Source organism: Streptomyces sp. NPDC002564 (assembly GCF_042889645.1).
Lineage (GTDB): Bacteria > Actinomycetota > Actinomycetes > Streptomycetales > Streptomycetaceae > Streptomyces.
The window spans coordinates 12,706-30,873 of sequence record NZ_JBIARE010000020.1 but is presented as its reverse complement, the minus strand read 5'-3'; the positions used below and the strand labels follow the sequence as shown (position 1 = coordinate 30,873).

General features: G+C 70.9%; 14 protein-coding genes. 12 read left to right on the top strand and 2 right to left on the bottom strand.

Annotated elements, in window-relative coordinates:
- Window positions 1–226 precede the first annotated feature (226 nt).
- From ACFYXE_RS36995 to ACFYXE_RS36955, 9 genes are all read left to right on the top strand, one after another.
- Window positions 227–958, top strand: coding sequence for a VIT1/CCC1 transporter family protein (locus tag ACFYXE_RS36995; protein WP_361180339.1), 732 nt, complete (start codon window positions 227–229; stop codon window positions 956–958).
- A gap of 308 nt (window positions 959–1,266) precedes the next feature.
- Window positions 1,267–5,844, top strand: a complete 4,578-nt coding sequence (gene gltB, locus ACFYXE_RS36990) for a glutamate synthase large subunit (RefSeq protein WP_389320570.1) — start codon at window positions 1,267–1,269, stop codon at window positions 5,842–5,844.
- Window positions 5,837–7,297 carry a glutamate synthase subunit beta gene (locus tag ACFYXE_RS36985; RefSeq protein WP_361180337.1) on the top strand — a complete coding sequence of 487 codons (1,461 nt, stop codon included), beginning with the start codon at window positions 5,837–5,839 and terminating at the stop codon, window positions 7,295–7,297. The genes gltB and ACFYXE_RS36985 overlap by 8 nt, the downstream gene beginning before the upstream one ends.
- 305 nt (window positions 7,298–7,602) lie before the next feature.
- Window positions 7,603–8,904, top strand: coding sequence for a sugar ABC transporter substrate-binding protein (locus tag ACFYXE_RS36980; protein ID WP_361180336.1), 1,302 nt, complete (start codon window positions 7,603–7,605; stop codon window positions 8,902–8,904).
- Window positions 8,905–9,053: 149 nt separating this feature from the next.
- Window positions 9,054–10,046 (top strand): carbohydrate ABC transporter permease, encoded by a 993-nt coding sequence (locus tag ACFYXE_RS36975; protein WP_389320565.1) that lies wholly within the window; start codon window positions 9,054–9,056, stop codon window positions 10,044–10,046.
- The gene (locus tag ACFYXE_RS36970; protein WP_389320562.1) at window positions 10,043–10,876 is read left to right on the top strand and encodes a carbohydrate ABC transporter permease; all 834 of its coding nucleotides are present in this window, start codon (window positions 10,043–10,045) and stop codon (window positions 10,874–10,876) included. Before ACFYXE_RS36975 ends, ACFYXE_RS36970 begins: the two co-directional genes overlap by 4 nt.
- A gap of 149 nt (window positions 10,877–11,025) precedes the next feature.
- Entirely contained in the window at window positions 11,026–11,253 is a 228-nt protein-coding gene (locus ACFYXE_RS36965; RefSeq protein ID WP_389320558.1) for a hypothetical protein, read from the top strand.
- A gap of 26 nt (window positions 11,254–11,279) precedes the next feature.
- Entirely contained in the window at window positions 11,280–12,380 is a 1,101-nt protein-coding gene (locus ACFYXE_RS36960) for a hypothetical protein (RefSeq protein WP_389320555.1), read from the top strand.
- Window positions 12,381–12,662: 282 nt separating this feature from the next.
- Entirely contained in the window at window positions 12,663–13,022 is a 360-nt protein-coding gene (locus ACFYXE_RS36955; protein WP_361181296.1) for a hypothetical protein, read from the top strand.
- 21 nt (window positions 13,023–13,043) lie between these two features.
- Here ACFYXE_RS36955 and ACFYXE_RS36950 read toward each other — a convergent pair whose 3' ends face one another.
- Entirely contained in the window at window positions 13,044–13,787 is a 744-nt protein-coding gene (locus tag ACFYXE_RS36950) for an SDR family NAD(P)-dependent oxidoreductase (protein ID WP_389320551.1), read from the bottom strand.
- A gap of 169 nt (window positions 13,788–13,956) precedes the next feature.
- Between ACFYXE_RS36950 and ACFYXE_RS36945 the strand changes: the two genes are divergently transcribed.
- Window positions 13,957–14,679: a VWA domain-containing protein gene (locus tag ACFYXE_RS36945; protein WP_389320548.1), complete on the top strand. Its 723-nt coding sequence runs from the start codon at window positions 13,957–13,959 to the stop codon at window positions 14,677–14,679.
- Window positions 14,680–14,688: 9 nt separating this feature from the next.
- On the opposite strand, the gene ACFYXE_RS36940 is transcribed toward ACFYXE_RS36945, so the two are convergent.
- Window positions 14,689–15,636: a tyrosine-protein phosphatase gene (locus tag ACFYXE_RS36940; protein WP_389320545.1), complete on the bottom strand. Its 948-nt coding sequence runs from the start codon at window positions 15,634–15,636 to the stop codon at window positions 14,689–14,691.
- A 422-nt stretch (window positions 15,637–16,058) separates the two neighbouring features.
- Between ACFYXE_RS36940 and ACFYXE_RS36935 the strand changes: the two genes are divergently transcribed.
- Both ACFYXE_RS36935 and ACFYXE_RS36930 read left to right on the top strand, forming a co-directional pair.
- The gene (locus ACFYXE_RS36935) at window positions 16,059–16,262 is read left to right on the top strand and encodes a cold-shock protein (protein WP_030362889.1); all 204 of its coding nucleotides are present in this window, start codon (window positions 16,059–16,061) and stop codon (window positions 16,260–16,262) included.
- Between the two features lie 142 nt (window positions 16,263–16,404).
- Window positions 16,405–18,063 (top strand): DEAD/DEAH box helicase, encoded by a 1,659-nt coding sequence (locus ACFYXE_RS36930; protein ID WP_361181300.1) that lies wholly within the window; start codon window positions 16,405–16,407, stop codon window positions 18,061–18,063.
- Window positions 18,064–18,168: the final 105 nt, after the last annotated feature.

Genomic DNA, 18,168 nt, shown 5'->3' with positions numbered 1-18,168 from the left:
CCACGCGCGGCGCTCACACGAGCACACCGGAGCTCAGATCACTCCTTCGCTCGCCGGGCGGCGCGGAGCCGAGGATGACGGGAGGGGGGTCCGGAGCGGTTCGCGGCGGTCGCGGGAGGGGCCGCGCGCGGCGCGTTTTCGCAGGTAAGTACGGCCTTCCTTGCTGGCGGGAGATTTTTTTCGCGCGTACTTTCGAGATCGTCCGACCACGCACGAGGGGGCTCCCATGGCGATCATCGAAACCGAAGCGACACTGCACGAGGCGCATCGCGACAACCACACCCACCGCGACGTGAACGGTGGCTGGCTGCGTCCGGCGGTGTTCGGCGCGATGGACGGCCTCGTCTCCAACCTCGCGCTGATGACCGGTGTGGCGGGCGGTGCCGTCTCGCGCGAGACCATCGTCATCACGGGCCTGGCCGGGCTCGCCGCCGGTGCCTTCTCGATGGCCGCGGGCGAGTACACCTCGGTGGCCTCCCAGCGCGAGCTCGTCCAGGCCGAACTGGACGTCGAGCGCCACGAACTGCGCAAGCACCCCGCGGACGAGGAGCGGGAGCTCGCCGAGCTCTACGCCTCGCGCGGCGTCGAGCCCGGCCTGGCCCGTGAGGTCGCCCGCCAGCTGTCGCAGGACCCCGAGCAGGCCCTGGAGATCCACGCCCGCGAGGAGCTCGGCATCGACCCGGGCGACCTGCCCTCGCCGACCGTCGCCGCGATCTCCTCCTTCGGCTCGTTCGCGCTCGGCGCCCTGCTGCCCCTGCTGCCCTACCTGCTGGGCGCCACCGTGCTGTGGCCCGCCCTGCTGCTCGCCCTCGTCGGCCTCTTCGCCTGCGGTGCGGTGGTGGCCAAGGTGACCGCGAGGTCCTGGTGGTTCAGCGGTCTGCGGCAGCTCGCGCTCGGTGGCGCGGCGGCCGGTGTGACGTACGCCCTGGGCAGCTTGTTCGGGACGGCCGTAGGATAAGGCGGTGCAGGCCTATGCGGGACCTTGCATAAGTAGCCGTTACTCGGCGGTTTCGAACCCTTAACCACCGGGCATGAGCCGTAAGCGCTGCGGGCAATGAGGCCTGTGTCGCTTCGGGCCTTCGGCCAATGATCTGTCCGCAAAGGTCCCCCTCCGAACCGCTCCCACCTCAGCGAGCGGTGTCCACATGGTGGAATGAGCTATCCGCTTTTCGAGAAGCGTTCCATCATGTAACCTGCACGAAATTTAGCCAGGGCCAACGTCGTCCCTCGCCACATGTAGTTGCCTCGACGACGACGGGAGTGCCGATGCGTACCCACGCCTGGTCGCCCATGGACGGTCGCCCCGCCCCCCAGGGGATGTACGACCCCCGCAACGAACACGACGCCTGCGGTGTCGGTTTCGTTGCCACCCTGACCGGTGTTGCCAGCCATGAACTGGTCGAACAGGCGCTGACCGTACTGCGCAATCTCGAGCACCGCGGCGCCACCGGCTCCGAGCCGGACTCGGGCGACGGTGCGGGCATCCTGCTCCAGGTCCCCGACGCCTTCCTGCGCGAAGTGGCCGGATTCGAACTGCCCGCGGCCGGTGCCTACGCCGTCGGCATCGCCTTCCTGCCGGTCGACACCGCCGGTACGACCGACGCGGCCGTCTCGCAGATCGAGACGATCGCCTCCCAGGAGGGCCTGACCGTACTCGGCTGGCGTGACGTCCCCGTCGCCCCCGAGCTGCTGGGCGCCACCGCCCGCTCGACGATGCCCGTCTTCCGGCAGATCTTCGTCGCCGACGGCGACACCGAGGGCCTGGAGCTGGACCGCAAGGCCTTCGTGCTGCGCAAGCGCGCCGAGCGCGAGGCCGGCACGTACTTCCCCTCGCTGTCCGCCCGCACGATCGTCTACAAGGGCATGCTGACCACCGGCCAGCTGGAGCCCTTCTTCCCCGACCTGTCCGACCGCCGCTTCGCCACGGCCGTCGCGCTCGTGCACTCCCGCTTCTCGACGAACACCTTCCCGAGCTGGCCGCTGGCGCACCCCTACCGCTTCGTCGCGCACAACGGCGAGATCAACACGGTCAAGGGCAACCGCAACTGGATGCGCGCCCGCGAGTCGCAGCTCGCCTCCGACCTGTTCGGACAGGAGAAGCTGGACCGGATCTTCCCGATCTGTACGCCCGACGCCTCCGACTCGGCGTCCTTCGACGAGGTCCTCGAACTCCTGCACCTCGGCGGCCGTTCGCTGCCGCACTCGGTCCTGATGATGATCCCGGAGGCCTGGGAGAACCACGCCTCCATGGAGCCGGCCCGGCGCGCCTTCTACCAGTACCACTCCGCGATGATGGAGCCCTGGGACGGCCCGGCCTGCGTCACCTTCACCGACGGCACCCAGGTCGGCGCGGTCCTCGACCGCAACGGCCTGCGCCCCGGCCGCTACTGGGTCACCGACGACGGCCTCGTCGTGCTCGGCTCCGAGGTCGGCGTCCTCGACATCGACCCCGCCAAGGTCGTCCGCAAGGGCCGCCTGCAGCCCGGCCGCATGTTCCTCGTCGACACCGCCGAGCACCGCATCGTCGAGGACGAGGAGATCAAGGCCGGGCTCGCCGCCGAGAAGCCGTACCAGGAGTGGCTGGAAGCCGGCGAGATCGAGCTGTCCGACCTGCCCGAGCGCGAGCACATCGTGCACACGCACGCCTCCGTCACGCGCCGCCAGCAGACCTTCGGCTACACCGAGGAAGAGCTGCGCATCATCCTCGCGCCGATGGCCAAGACCGGCGGCGAACCGCTCGGCTCCATGGGCACGGACACCCCCATCGCGGCCCTCTCCGCCCGCCCGCGGCTGATCTTCGACTACTTCACCCAGCTGTTCGCGCAGGTCACGAACCCGCCGCTGGACGCCATCCGTGAAGAGCTCGTCACCTCGCTGCACTCCTCGCTGGGCCCGCAGGGCAACCTGCTCGACCCGACCGCGGCCTCCTGCCGCTCGGTCACCCTGCCCTTCCCGGTGATCGACAACGACGAGCTGGCCAAGCTCATCCACATCAACGCCGACGGCGACATGCCCGGCATGAAGGCCGCCACGCTCTCCGGCCTCTACCGGGTCAACGGCGGCGGCGAGGCCCTCGCCGCCCGCATCGACGAGATCTGCGCCGAGACCGACGCCGCCATCGAGGCCGGCGCCCGCCTCATCGTGCTCTCCGACCGGCACTCCGACGCCGAGCACGCGCCGATCCCCTCGCTGCTGCTCACCGCGGCCGTCCACCACCACCTCATCCGCACCAAGCAGCGCACCGAGGTGGGCCTGCTCGTCGAGGCGGGCGACGTGCGCGAGGTCCACCACGTGGCCCTCCTCATCGGCTACGGCGCCGCGGCCGTCAACCCCTACCTGGCGATGGAGTCCGTCGAGGACCTCGTCCGCGCCGGCACCTTCCTGCCCGCCGACACCGAGGGCGGGGCCGAGCAGGCCATCCGCAACCTGATCTACGCGCTCGGCAAGGGCGTCCTGAAGGTCATGTCCAAGATGGGCATCTCGACCGTCGCCTCCTACCGCGGCGCCCAGGTCTTCGAGGCGGTCGGCCTGGAACAGTCCTTCGTGGAGCGGTACTTCAGCGGCACGACCACCAAGATCGGCGGTGCCGGTCTCGACGTCATCGCCCAGGAGGTCGCCGCCCGGCACGCCAAGGCCTACCCGGCCTCCGGCGTCCCCTCCGCACACCGCGCCCTGGACATAGGCGGCGAGTACCAGTGGCGCCGCGAGGGCGAGCCGCACCTGTTCGACCCGGACACGGTCTTCCGCCTCCAGCACTCCACGCGCAACCGCCGCTACGACATCTTCAAGCAGTACACGGGCCGCGTGAACGAGCAGTCCGAGCGCCTGATGACGCTGCGCGGACTCTTCGGCTTCAAGAGCGACCGCCCCGCGATCTCCGTGGACGAGGTCGAGCCGGTCGCCGACATCGTCAAGCGCTTCTCGACCGGCGCCATGTCGTACGGCTCGATCTCCCGCGAGGCGCACGAGACCCTCGCCATCGCCATGAACCAGCTGGGCGGCAAGTCCAACACCGGCGAGGGCGGCGAGGACCCGGAGCGCCTGTACGACCCGGCGCGCCGCTCCTCCATCAAGCAGGTCGCCTCCGGCCGCTTCGGCGTGACCTCCGAGTACCTGGTCAACGCCGACGACATCCAGATCAAGATGGCGCAGGGCGCCAAGCCCGGCGAGGGCGGCCAGCTGCCCGGCCACAAGGTCTACCCGTGGGTCGCCAAGACGCGTCACTCGACGCCCGGCGTCGGCCTCATCTCGCCGCCGCCGCACCACGACATCTACTCCATCGAGGACCTGGCCCAACTGATCCACGACCTGAAGAACGCGAATCCGCAGGCGCGGATCCACGTGAAGCTGGTCTCCGAGGTCGGCGTCGGCACGGTCGCCGCGGGTGTCTCCAAGGCGCACGCGGACGTCGTCCTCATCTCCGGCCACGACGGCGGCACCGGCGCCTCCCCGCTCACCTCGCTCAAGCACGCGGGCGGCCCCTGGGAGCTCGGCCTCGCCGAGACCCAGCAGACCCTGCTGCTCAACGGCCTGCGCGACCGCATCGTCGTGCAGACCGACGGCCAGCTCAAGACCGGCCGCGACGTCGTCATCGCCGCGCTGCTCGGCGCCGAGGAGTTCGGTTTCGCCACCGCGCCGCTCGTCGTCTCCGGCTGCGTCATGATGCGCGTCTGCCACCTGGACACCTGCCCGGTCGGCATCGCCACGCAGAACCCGGCGCTGCGCGAGCGGTTCTCCGGCAAGGCCGAGTACATCGTCAACTTCTTCGAGTTCATCGCCGAAGAGGTCCGCGAGCTCCTCGCCGAGCTGGGCTTCCGCTCCATCGAGGAGGCCGTCGGCCACGCCGAGCTCCTCGACACCGAGAAGGCCGTCGGCCACTGGAAGGCGCAGGGCCTGGACCTGGAGCCGCTGTTCCACGTGCCGGCGCTGCCCGCGGGCGCGGTCCGCCACCAGGTCACCGTCCAGGACCACGGCCTGGAGAAGGCGCTCGACAACGAGCTGATCAAGCTCGCCGCCGACGCCCTCGCCGCGCCCAGCGCGACGGACGCCCACCCGGTCCGCGCGCAGGTCGCCATCCGCAACATCAACCGCACGGTCGGCACCATGCTCGGCCACGAGGTGACCAAGAAGTTCGGCGGCGCGGGCCTGCCCGACGACACCGTCGACATCACCTTCACCGGCTCCGCGGGCCAGTCCTTCGGCGCCTTCGTGCCGCGCGGCGTGACGCTGCGCCTGGAGGGCGACGCCAACGACTACGTCGGCAAGGGCCTGTCCGGCGGCCGGATCATCGTCCGCCCGGACCGCGGCGCCGACCACCTCGCCGAGTACTCGACGATCGCGGGCAACACCATCGCGTACGGCGCGACCGGCGGCGAGCTGTTCCTGCGCGGCCGCACCGGCGAGCGGTTCTGTGTCCGCAACTCCGGCGCCACGGTGGTCTCCGAGGGCGTGGGCGACCACGGCTGCGAGTACATGACCGGCGGTCACGCGGTGGTCCTCGGCGAGACGGGCCGCAACTTCGCGGCCGGCATGTCGGGCGGCATCGCGTACGTCATCGACCTCGACCGCGACAACGTCAACGCCGGGAACCTGGCGGCCGTCGAGCCGCTGGACGACTCCGACAAGCAGTGGCTGCACGACGTCGTGCGCCGCCACCAGGAGGAGACCGGCTCGACCGTGGCCGGGAAGCTGCTCGCCGAGTGGGACACCGCAGTGGCGCGCTTCAGCAGGATCATCCCCAGCACGTACAAGGCAGTGCTCGCCGCCAAGGACGCCGCCGAGCGAGCCGGTCTCTCCGAGACCGAGATCACCGAGAAGATGATGGAGGCGGCGACCAATGGCTGATCCCAAGGGCTTTCTCAACCACGGCCGCGAGGTCGCGCAGACCCGCCCGGTCGGCGAGCGCGTCCAGGACTGGAACGAGGTCTACGTTCCCGGTTCGCTCCTCCCGATCATCTCCAAGCAGGCCTCGCGCTGCATGGACTGCGGCATCCCGTTCTGCCACAACGGCTGTCCGCTGGGGAACCTGATCCCGGAGTGGAACGACTACGCGTACCGCGAGGACTGGTCGGCGGCCTCCGAGCGCCTGCACGCCACGAACAACTTCCCGGAGTTCACCGGCCGGCTCTGCCCGGCGCCCTGCGAGTCGGCGTGCGTGCTCGGCATCAACCAGCCGGCCGTCACCATCAAGAACGTCGAAGTCTCCATCATCGACAAGGCGTGGGACGCCAACGACGTCAAGCCGCAGGCGCCCGAGCGCCTGTCCGGCAAGACCGTCGCCGTCATCGGCTCGGGCCCGGCGGGCCTCGCCGCCGCCCAGCAGCTGACCCGGGCGGGCCACACGGTCGCCGTCTACGAGCGCGCCGACCGCATCGGCGGCCTGCTGCGCTACGGCATCCCCGAGTTCAAGATGGAGAAGCGGCACATCAACCGCCGCATCGAGCAGATGCGCGCGGAGGGCACCAAGTTCCGTACCGGCGTGGAGATCGGCCGTGACATCGACGCGGCCAAGCTGCGCCGCCGCTACGACGCCGTGGTCATCGCCGCCGGGGCCACCACCGCCCGCGACCTGCCCGTGCCCGGCCGTGAGCTGGGCGGTGTCTACCAGGCGATGGAGTACCTGCCGCTGGCCAACAAGGTCCAGGAGGGCGACTACGTCACCACGCCCGTCTCCGCCGAGGGCAAGCACGTCGTCGTCATCGGCGGCGGCGACACCGGCGCGGACTGCGTGGGCACCGCCCACCGCCAGGGCGCGGCGTCCGTGACGCAGCTGGAGATCATGCCGCGGCCGGGCGAGGACCGTGCCCCGGGCCAGCCCTGGCCGACCTTCCCCATGCTCTACAAGGTCACCTCCGCGCACGAGGAGGGCGGCGAGCGGGTCTACTCCGTCTCGACCACCCACTTCGAGGGCGACGAGGACGGCAACGTCCAGTTCCTGCACCTCATCGAGGTGGAGTTCGTCGACGGCAAGCTCACCCAGAAGCCGGGCACCGAGCGGAAGATCCCCGCGCAGCTCGTCACCCTGGCGATGGGCTTCACCGGCACGGACCGCGACAACGGCCTCGTGGACCAGTTCTCCCTGGACCTGGACGAGCGCGGCAACGTCGCCAGGGACGCCGAGTTCCAGACGAACGTGCCCGGCGTGTTCGTCGCCGGTGACGCGGGCCGCGGCCAGTCGCTCATCGTCTGGGCGATCGCCGAGGGCCGTTCGGCGGCACGCGGCGTCGACCGTTTCCTCACCGGTGCGAGTGATCTTCCGGCCCCGATCCGGCCCACGGACCGCTCCCTGACGGTCTGATTCCGGCACGAACCGGCCCGCACACCGGTTCGTACCACCCCTCATACGTCCCGTACAACGGAGTGCGGAACTGACGCGGCGCCCGCTTTGTCCCCGACCGGACACAGGCGGGCGTCGTGGCGTTCGGGGCCGGTTGCCGGGCCGCTGCGTGACGCCTGCGTTGCATGGGGCGCAATGGCATGAGCGTATGTTGCGTCACCCGCAACCGTCATTACGGTTCGGCCGCTTATCCCAATGGGTCTAGACCGCCTCGGGCAGGTGTGACCACAATCGCTCCCACCAATCGGAACCTGGAGGGGGCCGGCATGAATCGACGTGTCATCGCCGCTGGTTGTATCGCCATGAGTCTCGGACTGACCGCCACGGCGTGCGGTGGGGATGACGGCGACTCGGGCGACAAGGCCACCGACGGCAAGGGCAAGACCCTGACCGTATGGATCATGGAGGGGACCAACCCCGACGCCCGCCCGTTCTTCGCGGAGGCCGAGAAGGCCTTCACCAAGAAGACCGGCGCCAAGATCAAGGTCGAGTACCAGCAGTGGGCCACCGCCCAGAAGAAGTTCACGACCGCCATCGAGGGCGGCGCGGACCAGGTGCCCGACGTCGCGGAGGTCGGCACCACCTGGGTCCCGCAGTTCGCCGAGACCGACGCGCTGGTCGACGTCACCGACGAGGTGAAGAAGTCCGGGCTCAACGACGACCTCGTCGAGGGCCTCAAGGACGCGGGCACGCTCGACGGCAAGCAGTACGGCATGCCCTGGTACGCGGGCGTGCGCTCGATCGTCTACCGCAAGGACGTCTTCGACAAGCACGGCATCAAGGCCCCGACCACCTGGAAGGAGCTGGAGTCGGCGGCGCGGACGCTCAAGGAGAAGGAGCCGAAGATGGTCTCCTTCCCGGTCGCGGGCGGCGCGGAGATGTTCGCGGCCCCCTTCGTGTGGGGCGCGGGCGGCGAGCTGGCCACCGAGTCCGGCGGCAAGTGGAAGTCCGGCATCAACTCGCCCGAGGCCCTCAAGGGCATCGAGTTCTACACCGGCCTCGCCACCAAGGACAAGGTCTCCCCGGCCAAGGTGAACACCTGGACGGAGAAGGAGGTCGGCGACGCCTGGAACAAGGGCGAGATCGCGATGTCGGTGGGCGGCAACTGGACCCCGAAGGCGATCGTCGACAACAACCCGGACCTCAAGGGCAAGCTCGGCGCGGTTCCGATCCCGGGGCAGAACGGCGGCATGAGCAAGTCCTTCCTCGGCGGCTCCTACCTGTCCACCTTCAACACGGACAAGAAGGACCTCGCCTGGGAGTTCGTGAAGATGCTGACCACCGGTGAGTTCGCCGCCAAGTGGGCCGAGGAGACCAACTACTTCCCCGGCCAGAACTCCGAGCTGAAGAAGATCGAGGCGAAGAAGGACCCGCTGGTGGAGCCCTTCGCCAAGCAGATGCTGGAGGCCGGCGCGACCGTCCCCAAGACCAAGGCGTACGGCGAGATCCAGGCCTCCAAGGTCATTCCCGGCATGGTCCAGTCGATCCTCACCGGCAAGGCGTCCGTCAAGGAGGCGGCCGACAAGGCGGCCAAGGACATGGACGCGATCTTCGCCAAGGACGAGTAGGCAGGGGCGGGTCCACCGCCGTGCAGGTCGCGCCCCCGAGCACGGGGGACGCGACTCCGTGACCGTGCGAGTCACGACTCCGTGCGAGACACGATTCCGTGCGCGACACGACTCCATGAGAGACCCGACTCCGTGAGAGACACGACACCGTGAAAGACACGCTCGTCAGCAGCGGACCGGAGGCCCCGGTCCGCACCGGCTCCCGGCAGCCGGACGGCGCGGCCGAGGCGGCCCGCCGTCGGAAGAAACTCATCGCCCTCACCCGGCCCTGGCTCCTGCTCGCCCCTTCCCTCGTGGTCCTCGCGGGCCTGCTGCTCTGGCCGCTGATCCAGGTCGGCAAGCTCTCGCTGCAGGACTACGAGGTCAAGTTCGGCGGCGGGGTCGGGACGTTCACCGGCTTCGACCACTACAGCGACCTGCTCTCCAGCGGCCTGCTGTGGAAGACGGTCCTGCCCAACACCATCTTCTTCGCCGTCGCCTGCGTCGGCCTCACCGTCGCGCTCGGCACCCTGGTGGCGCTGCTGCTCAACCGCCTCGGCCCGACCTGGCGGATGATCTGCTCGATCGCGATCCTCGCCGCCTGGGCGATGCCCGCCGTCACCGGCACGTACGTGTGGATCTGGCTCTTCCAGCCGCAGGACGGCATGGCCAGCCAGATCGCCGGCTCGATCGGCCTGATCGACCCGGAGACCACCAACTGGTTCACCGAGCGCGGCCCGTTCTACGCGATCGCCACGCTCAACGTCGTCCACCACGGCTTCCCGTTCGTCGCCATCACCGTCCTCGCGGGGCTCATGACGATCCCCAAGGAGCTGTACGAGGCGGGGGAGCTGGACGGCGCGGGCGCCTGGCAGCGGTTCTGGAACATCACGGTGCCGACGATCAAGCCGGTCTTCCTCGTGGTGACCATCCTCTCCACCATCTGGGACTTCAAGGTCTTCACCCAGGTGTACCTGCAACCCGGCGGCGACGGCTCCAACGAGGAGGTCTACAACCTCGGAGTCTTCTCCTACATCCAGGCCTTCGCCAAGAACGACTACGGCGCGGGAGCGGCCGCGGCGGTCCTGCTGACCGTGCTGCTGCTCGTCATCACCGTCGTCTACATCCGTACGCTGTTCCGCCAGGGGGAGGAGGACCTGTGAGCGCCCGCCGCACCACGCTCGCCTCGCGCATCGGGCTGCCGGCCGCCGTCGCCGCGCTGCTCGTCTTCACGCTCTTCCCCGTCTACTGGATGATCTCCACGGCACTCGACCCGAAGGCCGCCCTGCGCGGCTCGGACGTGCTGCCCAGCGGAATCAGCCTGAAGCACTTCGAGTTCGTCTTCGACAAGGGCAACTTCGGCACCTACCTGCTGAACTCGGCGCTCGTCGGGCTTGCCACGATCGTCGCGGCCGCGCTGCTGTCGCTCTTCGCGGCCATCGCGGTGGCCCGGTTCAAGTTCCGCTTCCGCACCTCCGTGCTGATCATGATCCTGGTCGTGCAGATGGTGCCGCTGGAGGCGCTGGTCATCCCGCTGTTCATCCAGATGCGGGACTACGACATGCTCAACTCCCTGCTCGGGCTGAGCATCGTCTACATCGCGCTCTCCCTGCCCTTCGCCATCTGGACGCTGCGCGGCTTCGTCGCCACCGTGCCCAAGGAGGTCGAGGAGGCCGCCTACATCGACGGGGCGTCCTGGTTCCGGATGTTCCGGTCGGTGCTGCTGCCGCTGGTCGGACCCGGGCTCGTCGCCACCTCGATCTTCGCCTTCATCACGGCGTGGAACGAGTTCGTCTTCGCGTACACCTTCATGAAGGGCAGCGACAAGTACACGGCGGCCGTGGGCATCTACCAGTTCTTCGGTGAGAACTCCACGGCCTGGGGCCCGGTCATGGCCAGCTCCACGCTGGTCACGCTCCCGGTGATGGTCTTCTTCGTGATCGTCCACCGCAAGCTGGGCTCGGGTCTCGCGGCGGGTGCCGTCAAGGGCTGAGACCGCCGCTCTCCGAACGAGCCGGGACCGCCGGGGGCCGAGACCCCGGCGGTCCCGGCTCTTTCGCGTCCCGCGCTATTGACTAAAAGTCAAACCGGCGCCAGTCTCTGGTCCCGTATCCAGCCGTGGGACCGGCCCAGGGAGGCGACGTGACCACCGACGCACGGGATCAGCGCGAACGGCTCGGCACCGCACTGCGGGACCGGCCGCCGGAATCCTTCGGGCAGTTGACGCCCGCACGGCTCGCCGTCCTGGCGGACGCGCTGGAGCGGCAGCGCGAGAGCCGGGCCGCGGGCCTGAACGAGGCCGCCGAGGAGGCCCTCAAACTCGTGCCCGCCCTCGCCCGCGGCCCCGTCCGCCGCATCCTCTTCCGCTAGTCGGCCGACAGGAGCGATGACCCACCATGGACCCACTGCGCGGCAGGGCCGAGACCCTCAAGATCGCCCACCTGCTCGACGTCCCCCCGGACACGCTCGCATTCCTGCGGGACCTGCCCGTCGAGGACGTACGCCGCTTCCGCACCCAGAGCGTCGCGGCACTCTTCGACCGGGCGCCCGACATGCTCGACCGGATCGCCTCCGCCACCAGGCTGGTGCCGGCCGGGGTCGCGGCGGCCATCTCCCAGAAGGCCCTCGGCCCCCGGCTGGCCGCCGCCGTCGCCGGACGGCTCGAACCGGCCCGGGCCGCCGACATCATCGAGAAGCTCCCGGTGTCCTTCACCGCCGAGTCCTGCGCGCACCTGGACCCGCGCCGCATCCGGGGCATCGTCGAGCGGCTCGACGAGAACCTCGTCGTCCGCGTCGCCGTGGCGCTGGCCGAGCGCGGCGACCACCTCACCATGGGCCGGTTCGTCGGCCACCTGCCCGACCCGGCGCTGCGCCGCATCCTGCCGCAGGTCGACGACGCGGCCGTGCTGCGCACCGGCTTCGCGATCGACGACCCCGAACGGCTCGGCCACCTCATCGAACTCCTCGGCGCCGACCGGCTCGCGTCCGTCATCGGCTCCGCGTCCGCCGAGGGGCTGTGGCCCGAAGCGCTGGCCGTCGCCGGGATGGTCACCGGCGAACAGCGCGGCAGGATCGCCTCGCTCGCCGCGGGCCAGCCGCAGGACCGGCTCGACGCGCTGGTGGTGACGGTGGCGGAGCAGGACCTGTGGGAGGCCCTGCTGCCGCTGGTCGCGCTCCTGGACGCGGCGGAGCGGCGCGCGGTGGCCGAACTCCCGTCGCTGCGCGGCGCGGACGTGCTCGGCGGGGTCGTCCGCGCGGTCGTGGCCACCGGCCTGTGGGCGGAGTTCCTGCCCCTGGTGGGCGTCCTGCCCGACGCCTCCCGCAAGGTCGTCGCCGACACGGCGGGCGCGCTGCCCGAGCGGGACCTGGACGCCCTGGCCCGCGAGGTCGACAAGCAGGACCTGTGGGAACTGGTCATGCCGCTGGTCGAGTTGATGGACGACGCGGCGAAGACACGCATCTTCGCGCTCCCGGCGTTCCAGGACCAGGCGGGGTAGGGCGCGAGGTCGGTTCGGGGCCGGCGCGGGGCCGGTGCCGGGCCGGTACCGGGCCGGTGCGCCCGGGGGCGGAACCTGGGCGCCGGGTACCTCACATGGCCTACGCAGGATCGTTGCGGCTGGTCCGCACGGGTGAGGGCGCGCATTCGGGCGGTGTGGGCGGGGCAGGGCCGTGCCGGGCCCGCCGACTCCCGGGCGGGCCCGGCCGGCCCCGTGCGGGACGCCTCGCCTGCGTCCGGCGCGCCGGACGGACCCAGACGGAAACAGTCAGAAACGGACCTCATGCGCCTTCGCCACTCGGTCGCCGCCGCCCTCGGCGCCCTCGCCCTCGTCGTCACCCTGCCGACCTCCGCGAGCGCCGCCACCGGCGACTTCTCGTACTCCTTCGTGGGCCTGGACGGCTCGCACCGCACGGTCACGCTGCACGACCCGCTGAGCCCCGGCTGCACCACGCTCGCCGAGGTCGCCGACCCGGCCGCCTCCGGGCCCGCCGTCGCCCCGCACAACGACACCGACACCTGGGCGATCGTGTTCACCGAGCCCGACTGCACCGGCGACTCCTGGACCCTGCGCCCGCACGGCCGTCCCACCTCGGACCGGCTGACGCTGCGCTCGGTGTACCTGACCGACCACCGCAGCTGAGCCCCTCACCGGCCGCCGTGCTCAGCCCGTCGTCGCCCCGCCGTCCACGGTGAACTCCGCGCCGGTCACGTACGACGAGGCGTCCGACACCAGGAACAGCACCAGCTCGCCGACCTCCTCCGGGCGGCCCATCCTGCCCAGCGGCAGATGCGACCAGTCCCGCCCGGCGGAGGCCGCCGCGATCATCGGGGTGTCGATCACGCCCGGATGGACGGAGTTGACCCGCACCCGGTACCCGGCCAGGTCGAGCGCCGCGGAGCGGGTCAGCCCGCGCAGGCCGAACTTCGTCGAGCCGTACGCCGCGTGCCCCGGGATGCCGACGAGTCCCGCCGTCGAGGACACGTTCACCACCGACCCGCCGCCCGCCTCCTTCAGCGCGGGCAGCACCGCCTGGATGCCCAGGAACGGTCCGAGCAGGTTGACCCGGACCAGCGCCTCGAAGTTCTCGTACGTCTCGTCCTCCACGGACGCCGTGCGCCACAGCGCCGCGTTGTTCACCAGCGCGTCGAGCCGCCCGAACCTGTCGAGCGCGCCCGCCACGGCCGACGCCCACCCGCGCGCGTCGGTGACGTCGTGCCGTACGAACAAGCCCTGTCCGCCCAGGGAGTCCGCGACCTCCCGGCCCTCCTCCTCCCGCACGTCCGTGACCACCACCCGCGCCCCCGCCCCGGCGAACAGCCGGGCCTGGGCCGCGCCCTGGCCGCGGCCCGCGCCGGTGATGAGCACGGTCTTGCCGTCCAGGCCGCGGGAGCCCCGTCCGTCCATGCCCTGCCTCCACCCCGCCGCGTACGCACACTTTCTGACTGACCGTCATATGTCTAGCAGTCATACGCACCGGACAGAAGGCCTCGCGCACGCCGGGGCACGGGCGGCTATCCTCGGCCGCTGACGGGCCGGCGCCACGGCGGCCCGGGGTCGAGGAACGGAGCGGCGCATGGACGCGGCCATCAGTCTGCGCACGGTGGAGGACTCGGCGCCCGCGCTGGTCAGCCTCTACAAGAGCGCCGGGGTGTCCCTGCGCAAACACGGCCTGGAGGGCGCGCGGGCGGCGGTCTACCTCGTCCTCGACCACTCCGGGTCCATGCGGCCGTACTACAAGGACGGCAGCGTCCAGGTCCTCGCCGACCGGGTGCTCGGGCTCTCCGCGCACCTCGACGACGACGGGGTCGTGCCGACCGTCTTCTTCTCCACGGACATCGACGCGGTGACGGACATCGCGCTCGACGCCCACCGCGGCCGGATCGACGCCGTCGTCGCCGGGCTCGGGCACATGGGGAAGACCAACTACCACGTGGCGATGGACGCGGTCATCGACCACTACGTCGACAGCGGCTCGACCGCGCCCGCCCTCGTCGTCTTCCAGACCGACGGCGGGCCCGTCGACAGGGTCGCCGCCGAGCGGTATCTGTGCAAGGCGGCGAAGCTGCCGCTGTTCTGGCAGTTCATCGGCTTCGGCGACCCCGCGAGCAAGCAGTTCGACTACCTCAGGAAGCTCGACGAGCTCGCCGTCCCCGCCCGGCGGCCGGTCGACAACGCGGGCTTCTTCCACGCCGGGAACGACCCCCTGGCGGTGCCGGACGACGAGCTGTACGACCGGCTCGTGGGGGAGTTCCCGGCGTGGCTCGCGGCGGCGCGCGACCGGGGGATCGTGGCGTAGCGGCGGGGCCTAGTCGACCAGGCGCTCGCGCAGCTTCAGGATGGTGCGGGCGTCGAGGCCGAGCCCCTTGGTCAGATAGCCCTGGAACCCGCCGTACCGCTGCGTCGCCTCGCCCAGCGCCGTGTCGAGGTAGTCGGTGCGCACCTCCTGCAGCGGGATGATCAGGTCCGGGTTCTGCATCAGCCCGCCCTGCTTCAGCGACTCGCGCAGCCGTGCGTCGTACGCGGCCCGGTAGGTGTTGGACGCCAGGTAGTCGCCGACCGCCGTGCGGTCCGGCACGCCGACCAGGCGCAGCAGCAGATACGTCGTCCAGCCGGTGCGGTCCTTGCCGGACGTGCAGTGGTAGAGCAGCGGTGAGCGGCTGTCCGCGATGTCGCGCAGGGTGGCGGCGAACTGCGCGCGGTTGGTCGCGTCGGTCACGAACGTGCGGTAGACGTCCCGCATGAACGCCGCCGCCCTGCCGTTGCCCAGCATCTCCTCCTGCTTGACCGGGTCCCTGGAACCGATCGCGGTGAGGAGCTGGGTGAACAGGCCGTTGTCGGTGATCGGCCGGGAGACCGGGACGAGCCCGCCGGGCAGCCGGTCCGCCCCGTCGTAGCTCACCTCGGCGGGCACGCGGAAGTCGATGACCTTCTTCAGGCCGAGTCTGCCGAGCGTGACCAGGTCGGCGTCGGTGAGCTTGCCGAGCGCGTCGGCGCGGAAGACCCGGCCGTCGCGGACCTGCTCGCCGTCGTAGGTCCGGTAGCCGCCCACGTCCCGTACGTTGACCGCGCCCTGCAGCGGGATCTGCCGGACGGCGTCGGCGGGAGCGGGCCGGGCGGCGGCGACGGCCCTCGCGGGCGCGGCGGGCGCGGCGGATGCGGCGGATTCCGAGGGGGCGGCCCAGGCGGGCAGGGTGCCCAGGGCGAGCGCGGAGATGACCAGTCCGGTCGCGGTACGGGTACGGGAGATGCGCATCGGTCCGCCTTTCGCTTCGGCCCAACCAAGCGATTGTTTGGTAGAGGGAAGGTAGCGACGCGCCCGTGCGGGAGGAAGGGCCGCACGCGAGAAGCTGACGAATAGTCAAAAATGTAGAGACGGGTCCGCGGCGGCGCGCGGGGGCGGCCTGCGGCGGCTCGCGGGGGGCCGTGGGGGCGGTGTGGTGGCCGGGGAGCGTGGGGCGGGAGTGGCCGGTTCCCGGGTCCGGGAACAACGGGTCGCGAGGACGTGTTAAAGTTATGTGTTGCAGTTTTGGTACCCATGAACTTTATGTGCGCCTGACGGGAATGCTCCGAGGGCGCATTATTGTTTTTCCGGTTCTCTCCGGATGGGGTCATTGCAGCGCTGGAGATTCACAATTCGGTGATTCTCCATACTCTGCCCCTGTTGAGGAGATTGACATGGCAACCGGCACCGTTAAGTGGTTCAACTCGGAAAAGGGCTTCGGCTTCATCGAGCAGGACGGCGGCGGCCCCGACGTCTTCGCCCACTACTCGAACATCGCGTCCTCCGGCTTCCGTGAGCTCCTCGAGGGCCAGAAGGTCTCCTTCGAGGTCACCCAGGGCCAGAAGGGCCTGCAGGCCGAGAACATCGTTCCTGCCTGATCGCCGCAGCGCGCGTACCTCAGAGCCGAGGCCCGCACCGGAAGGTGCGGGCCTCGGCTTGCGCTGTCATCGGGCCCGACCGGGCCCAGAGCCGCACCGGCTCAGAGGTCCGGAAGTCCAGCGACCAGGAAGGCATTACTGCATGAACAACCGCTCCGAACGACCGGCACGTCCCGCCCGCAAGCGTCCCGCCAACGCAGCAGGAAAGGGCCGGCCGTACGGCCAGGCGAAGGGTTCCGCGCATTCCTCGCATTCCGCGAAGAAGTCCGGGGGCCGTAAGCCGAGGCCGGTCCAGGGCGGAGAGTTCGCACTGCCCGAGAGCATCACGCCGGCGCTGCCGTCGGTCGAGGCCTTCGGCGAGCTCGACATGCCCGAGGCCCTCCTGAAGACGTTGGCCGCCCAGGGCGTCACCGACCCCTTCCCGATCCAGGCCGCCACCCTCCCGAACTCGCTGGCCGGGCGCGACATCCTCGGCCGCGGGCGCACCGGCTCCGGCAAGACCCTCGCCTTCGGCCTCGCCCTGCTGGCCCGCACGGCCGGGCGGCGCGCCGAGCCCCGCTCCCCGCTGGCCATGGTCCTGGTGCCCACGCGCGAGCTGGCCCAGCAGGTCACGGACGCCCTCACGCCGTACGCGACGTCGGTCAACCTCCGGCTCGCCACGGTCGTCGGCGGCCTGTCGATCGGCCGCCAGGCGGGCACGCTCCGCCGCGGCGCCGAGGTCATCGTGGCCACCCCCGGCCGCCTCAAGGACCTGATCGAGCGCGGCGACTGCGATCTGTCGCAGGTGCGCACCACGGTCCTCGACGAGGCCGACCAGATGGCCGACATGGGCTTCATGCCGCAGGTCACGGCCCTGCTCAAGCAAGTCGAGCAGGGCGGCCAGACCATGCTCTTCTCGGCGACGCTCGACAAGAACATCGACCGGCTCGTCCGGATGTTCCTGACCGACCCCGTCGTGCACTCCGTCGACCCGTCGGCGGGCGCGGTGACGACGATGGAGCACCACGTGCTCTACGTCGCCGACGAGACGGACAAGAAGGCCGTCGCCCTGCGCATCGCCGCCCGCGAGGGCCGCGTGATCATGTTCCTGGACACCAAGCGGGCGGTGGACCGCTTCACCAAGCGGCTCCTGGCCAACGGGGTGCGCGCCTCCGGACTGCACGGCGGCCGCTCGCAGCCGCAGCGCAACCGCACGCTCGACCAGTTCAAGAACGGCCAGGTCACCGCCCTGATCGCGACGAACGTCGCGGCGCGCGGCATCCACGTCGACGACCTCGACCTGGTCGTGAACGTCGACCCGCCCACCGACCACAAGGACTACCTCCACCGTGGCGGGCGCACCGCGCGGGCGGGGGAGTCGGGCAGCGTCGTGACCCTGGTCCTCCCCGACGAGAAGCGTGAGATGACGCGGCTCATGTCGGACGCCGAGATCAGCCCGAACACGGCGCGGGTCTCCTCCTCCGACGAGGAGCTGACGCGGATCACCGGCGCGCGCGAGCCGTCCGGGGTGCCGGTCGTCATCGAGACGCCGCAGCCGGTCCAGCAGCCGAGCGCCGCACGCTCCTCCTCGCAGCGCCGCAGGCGCCCGCGCGGCGGCGGCAGCGGTGCGGGCGGCACGGGCGGCACGGGCCAGGGCCAGCGGTCGGTGCCGCGCCAGGGCCAGGGCCAGGGTCGTCAGGGCGGCCAGGCCGCGGGCGGTCAAGGCCGTGGCGGCGCCGCCGGGACCGGTGGCGGTGGCGGGCGTGCCCGCCGTGGCCGCTCCGGTGGCGGGGCCCAGGGAGGCCGCCGCTCCGCGGCGTGACGTGACCTCGGCCGCGGCGCCGGACCCGGGCGGACTCCGCCCCGGCCCGGCGCCGCGGTGTATCCGGGGGCGGACACGGGGGGCGTACGGCGAGGGCGTACGGGC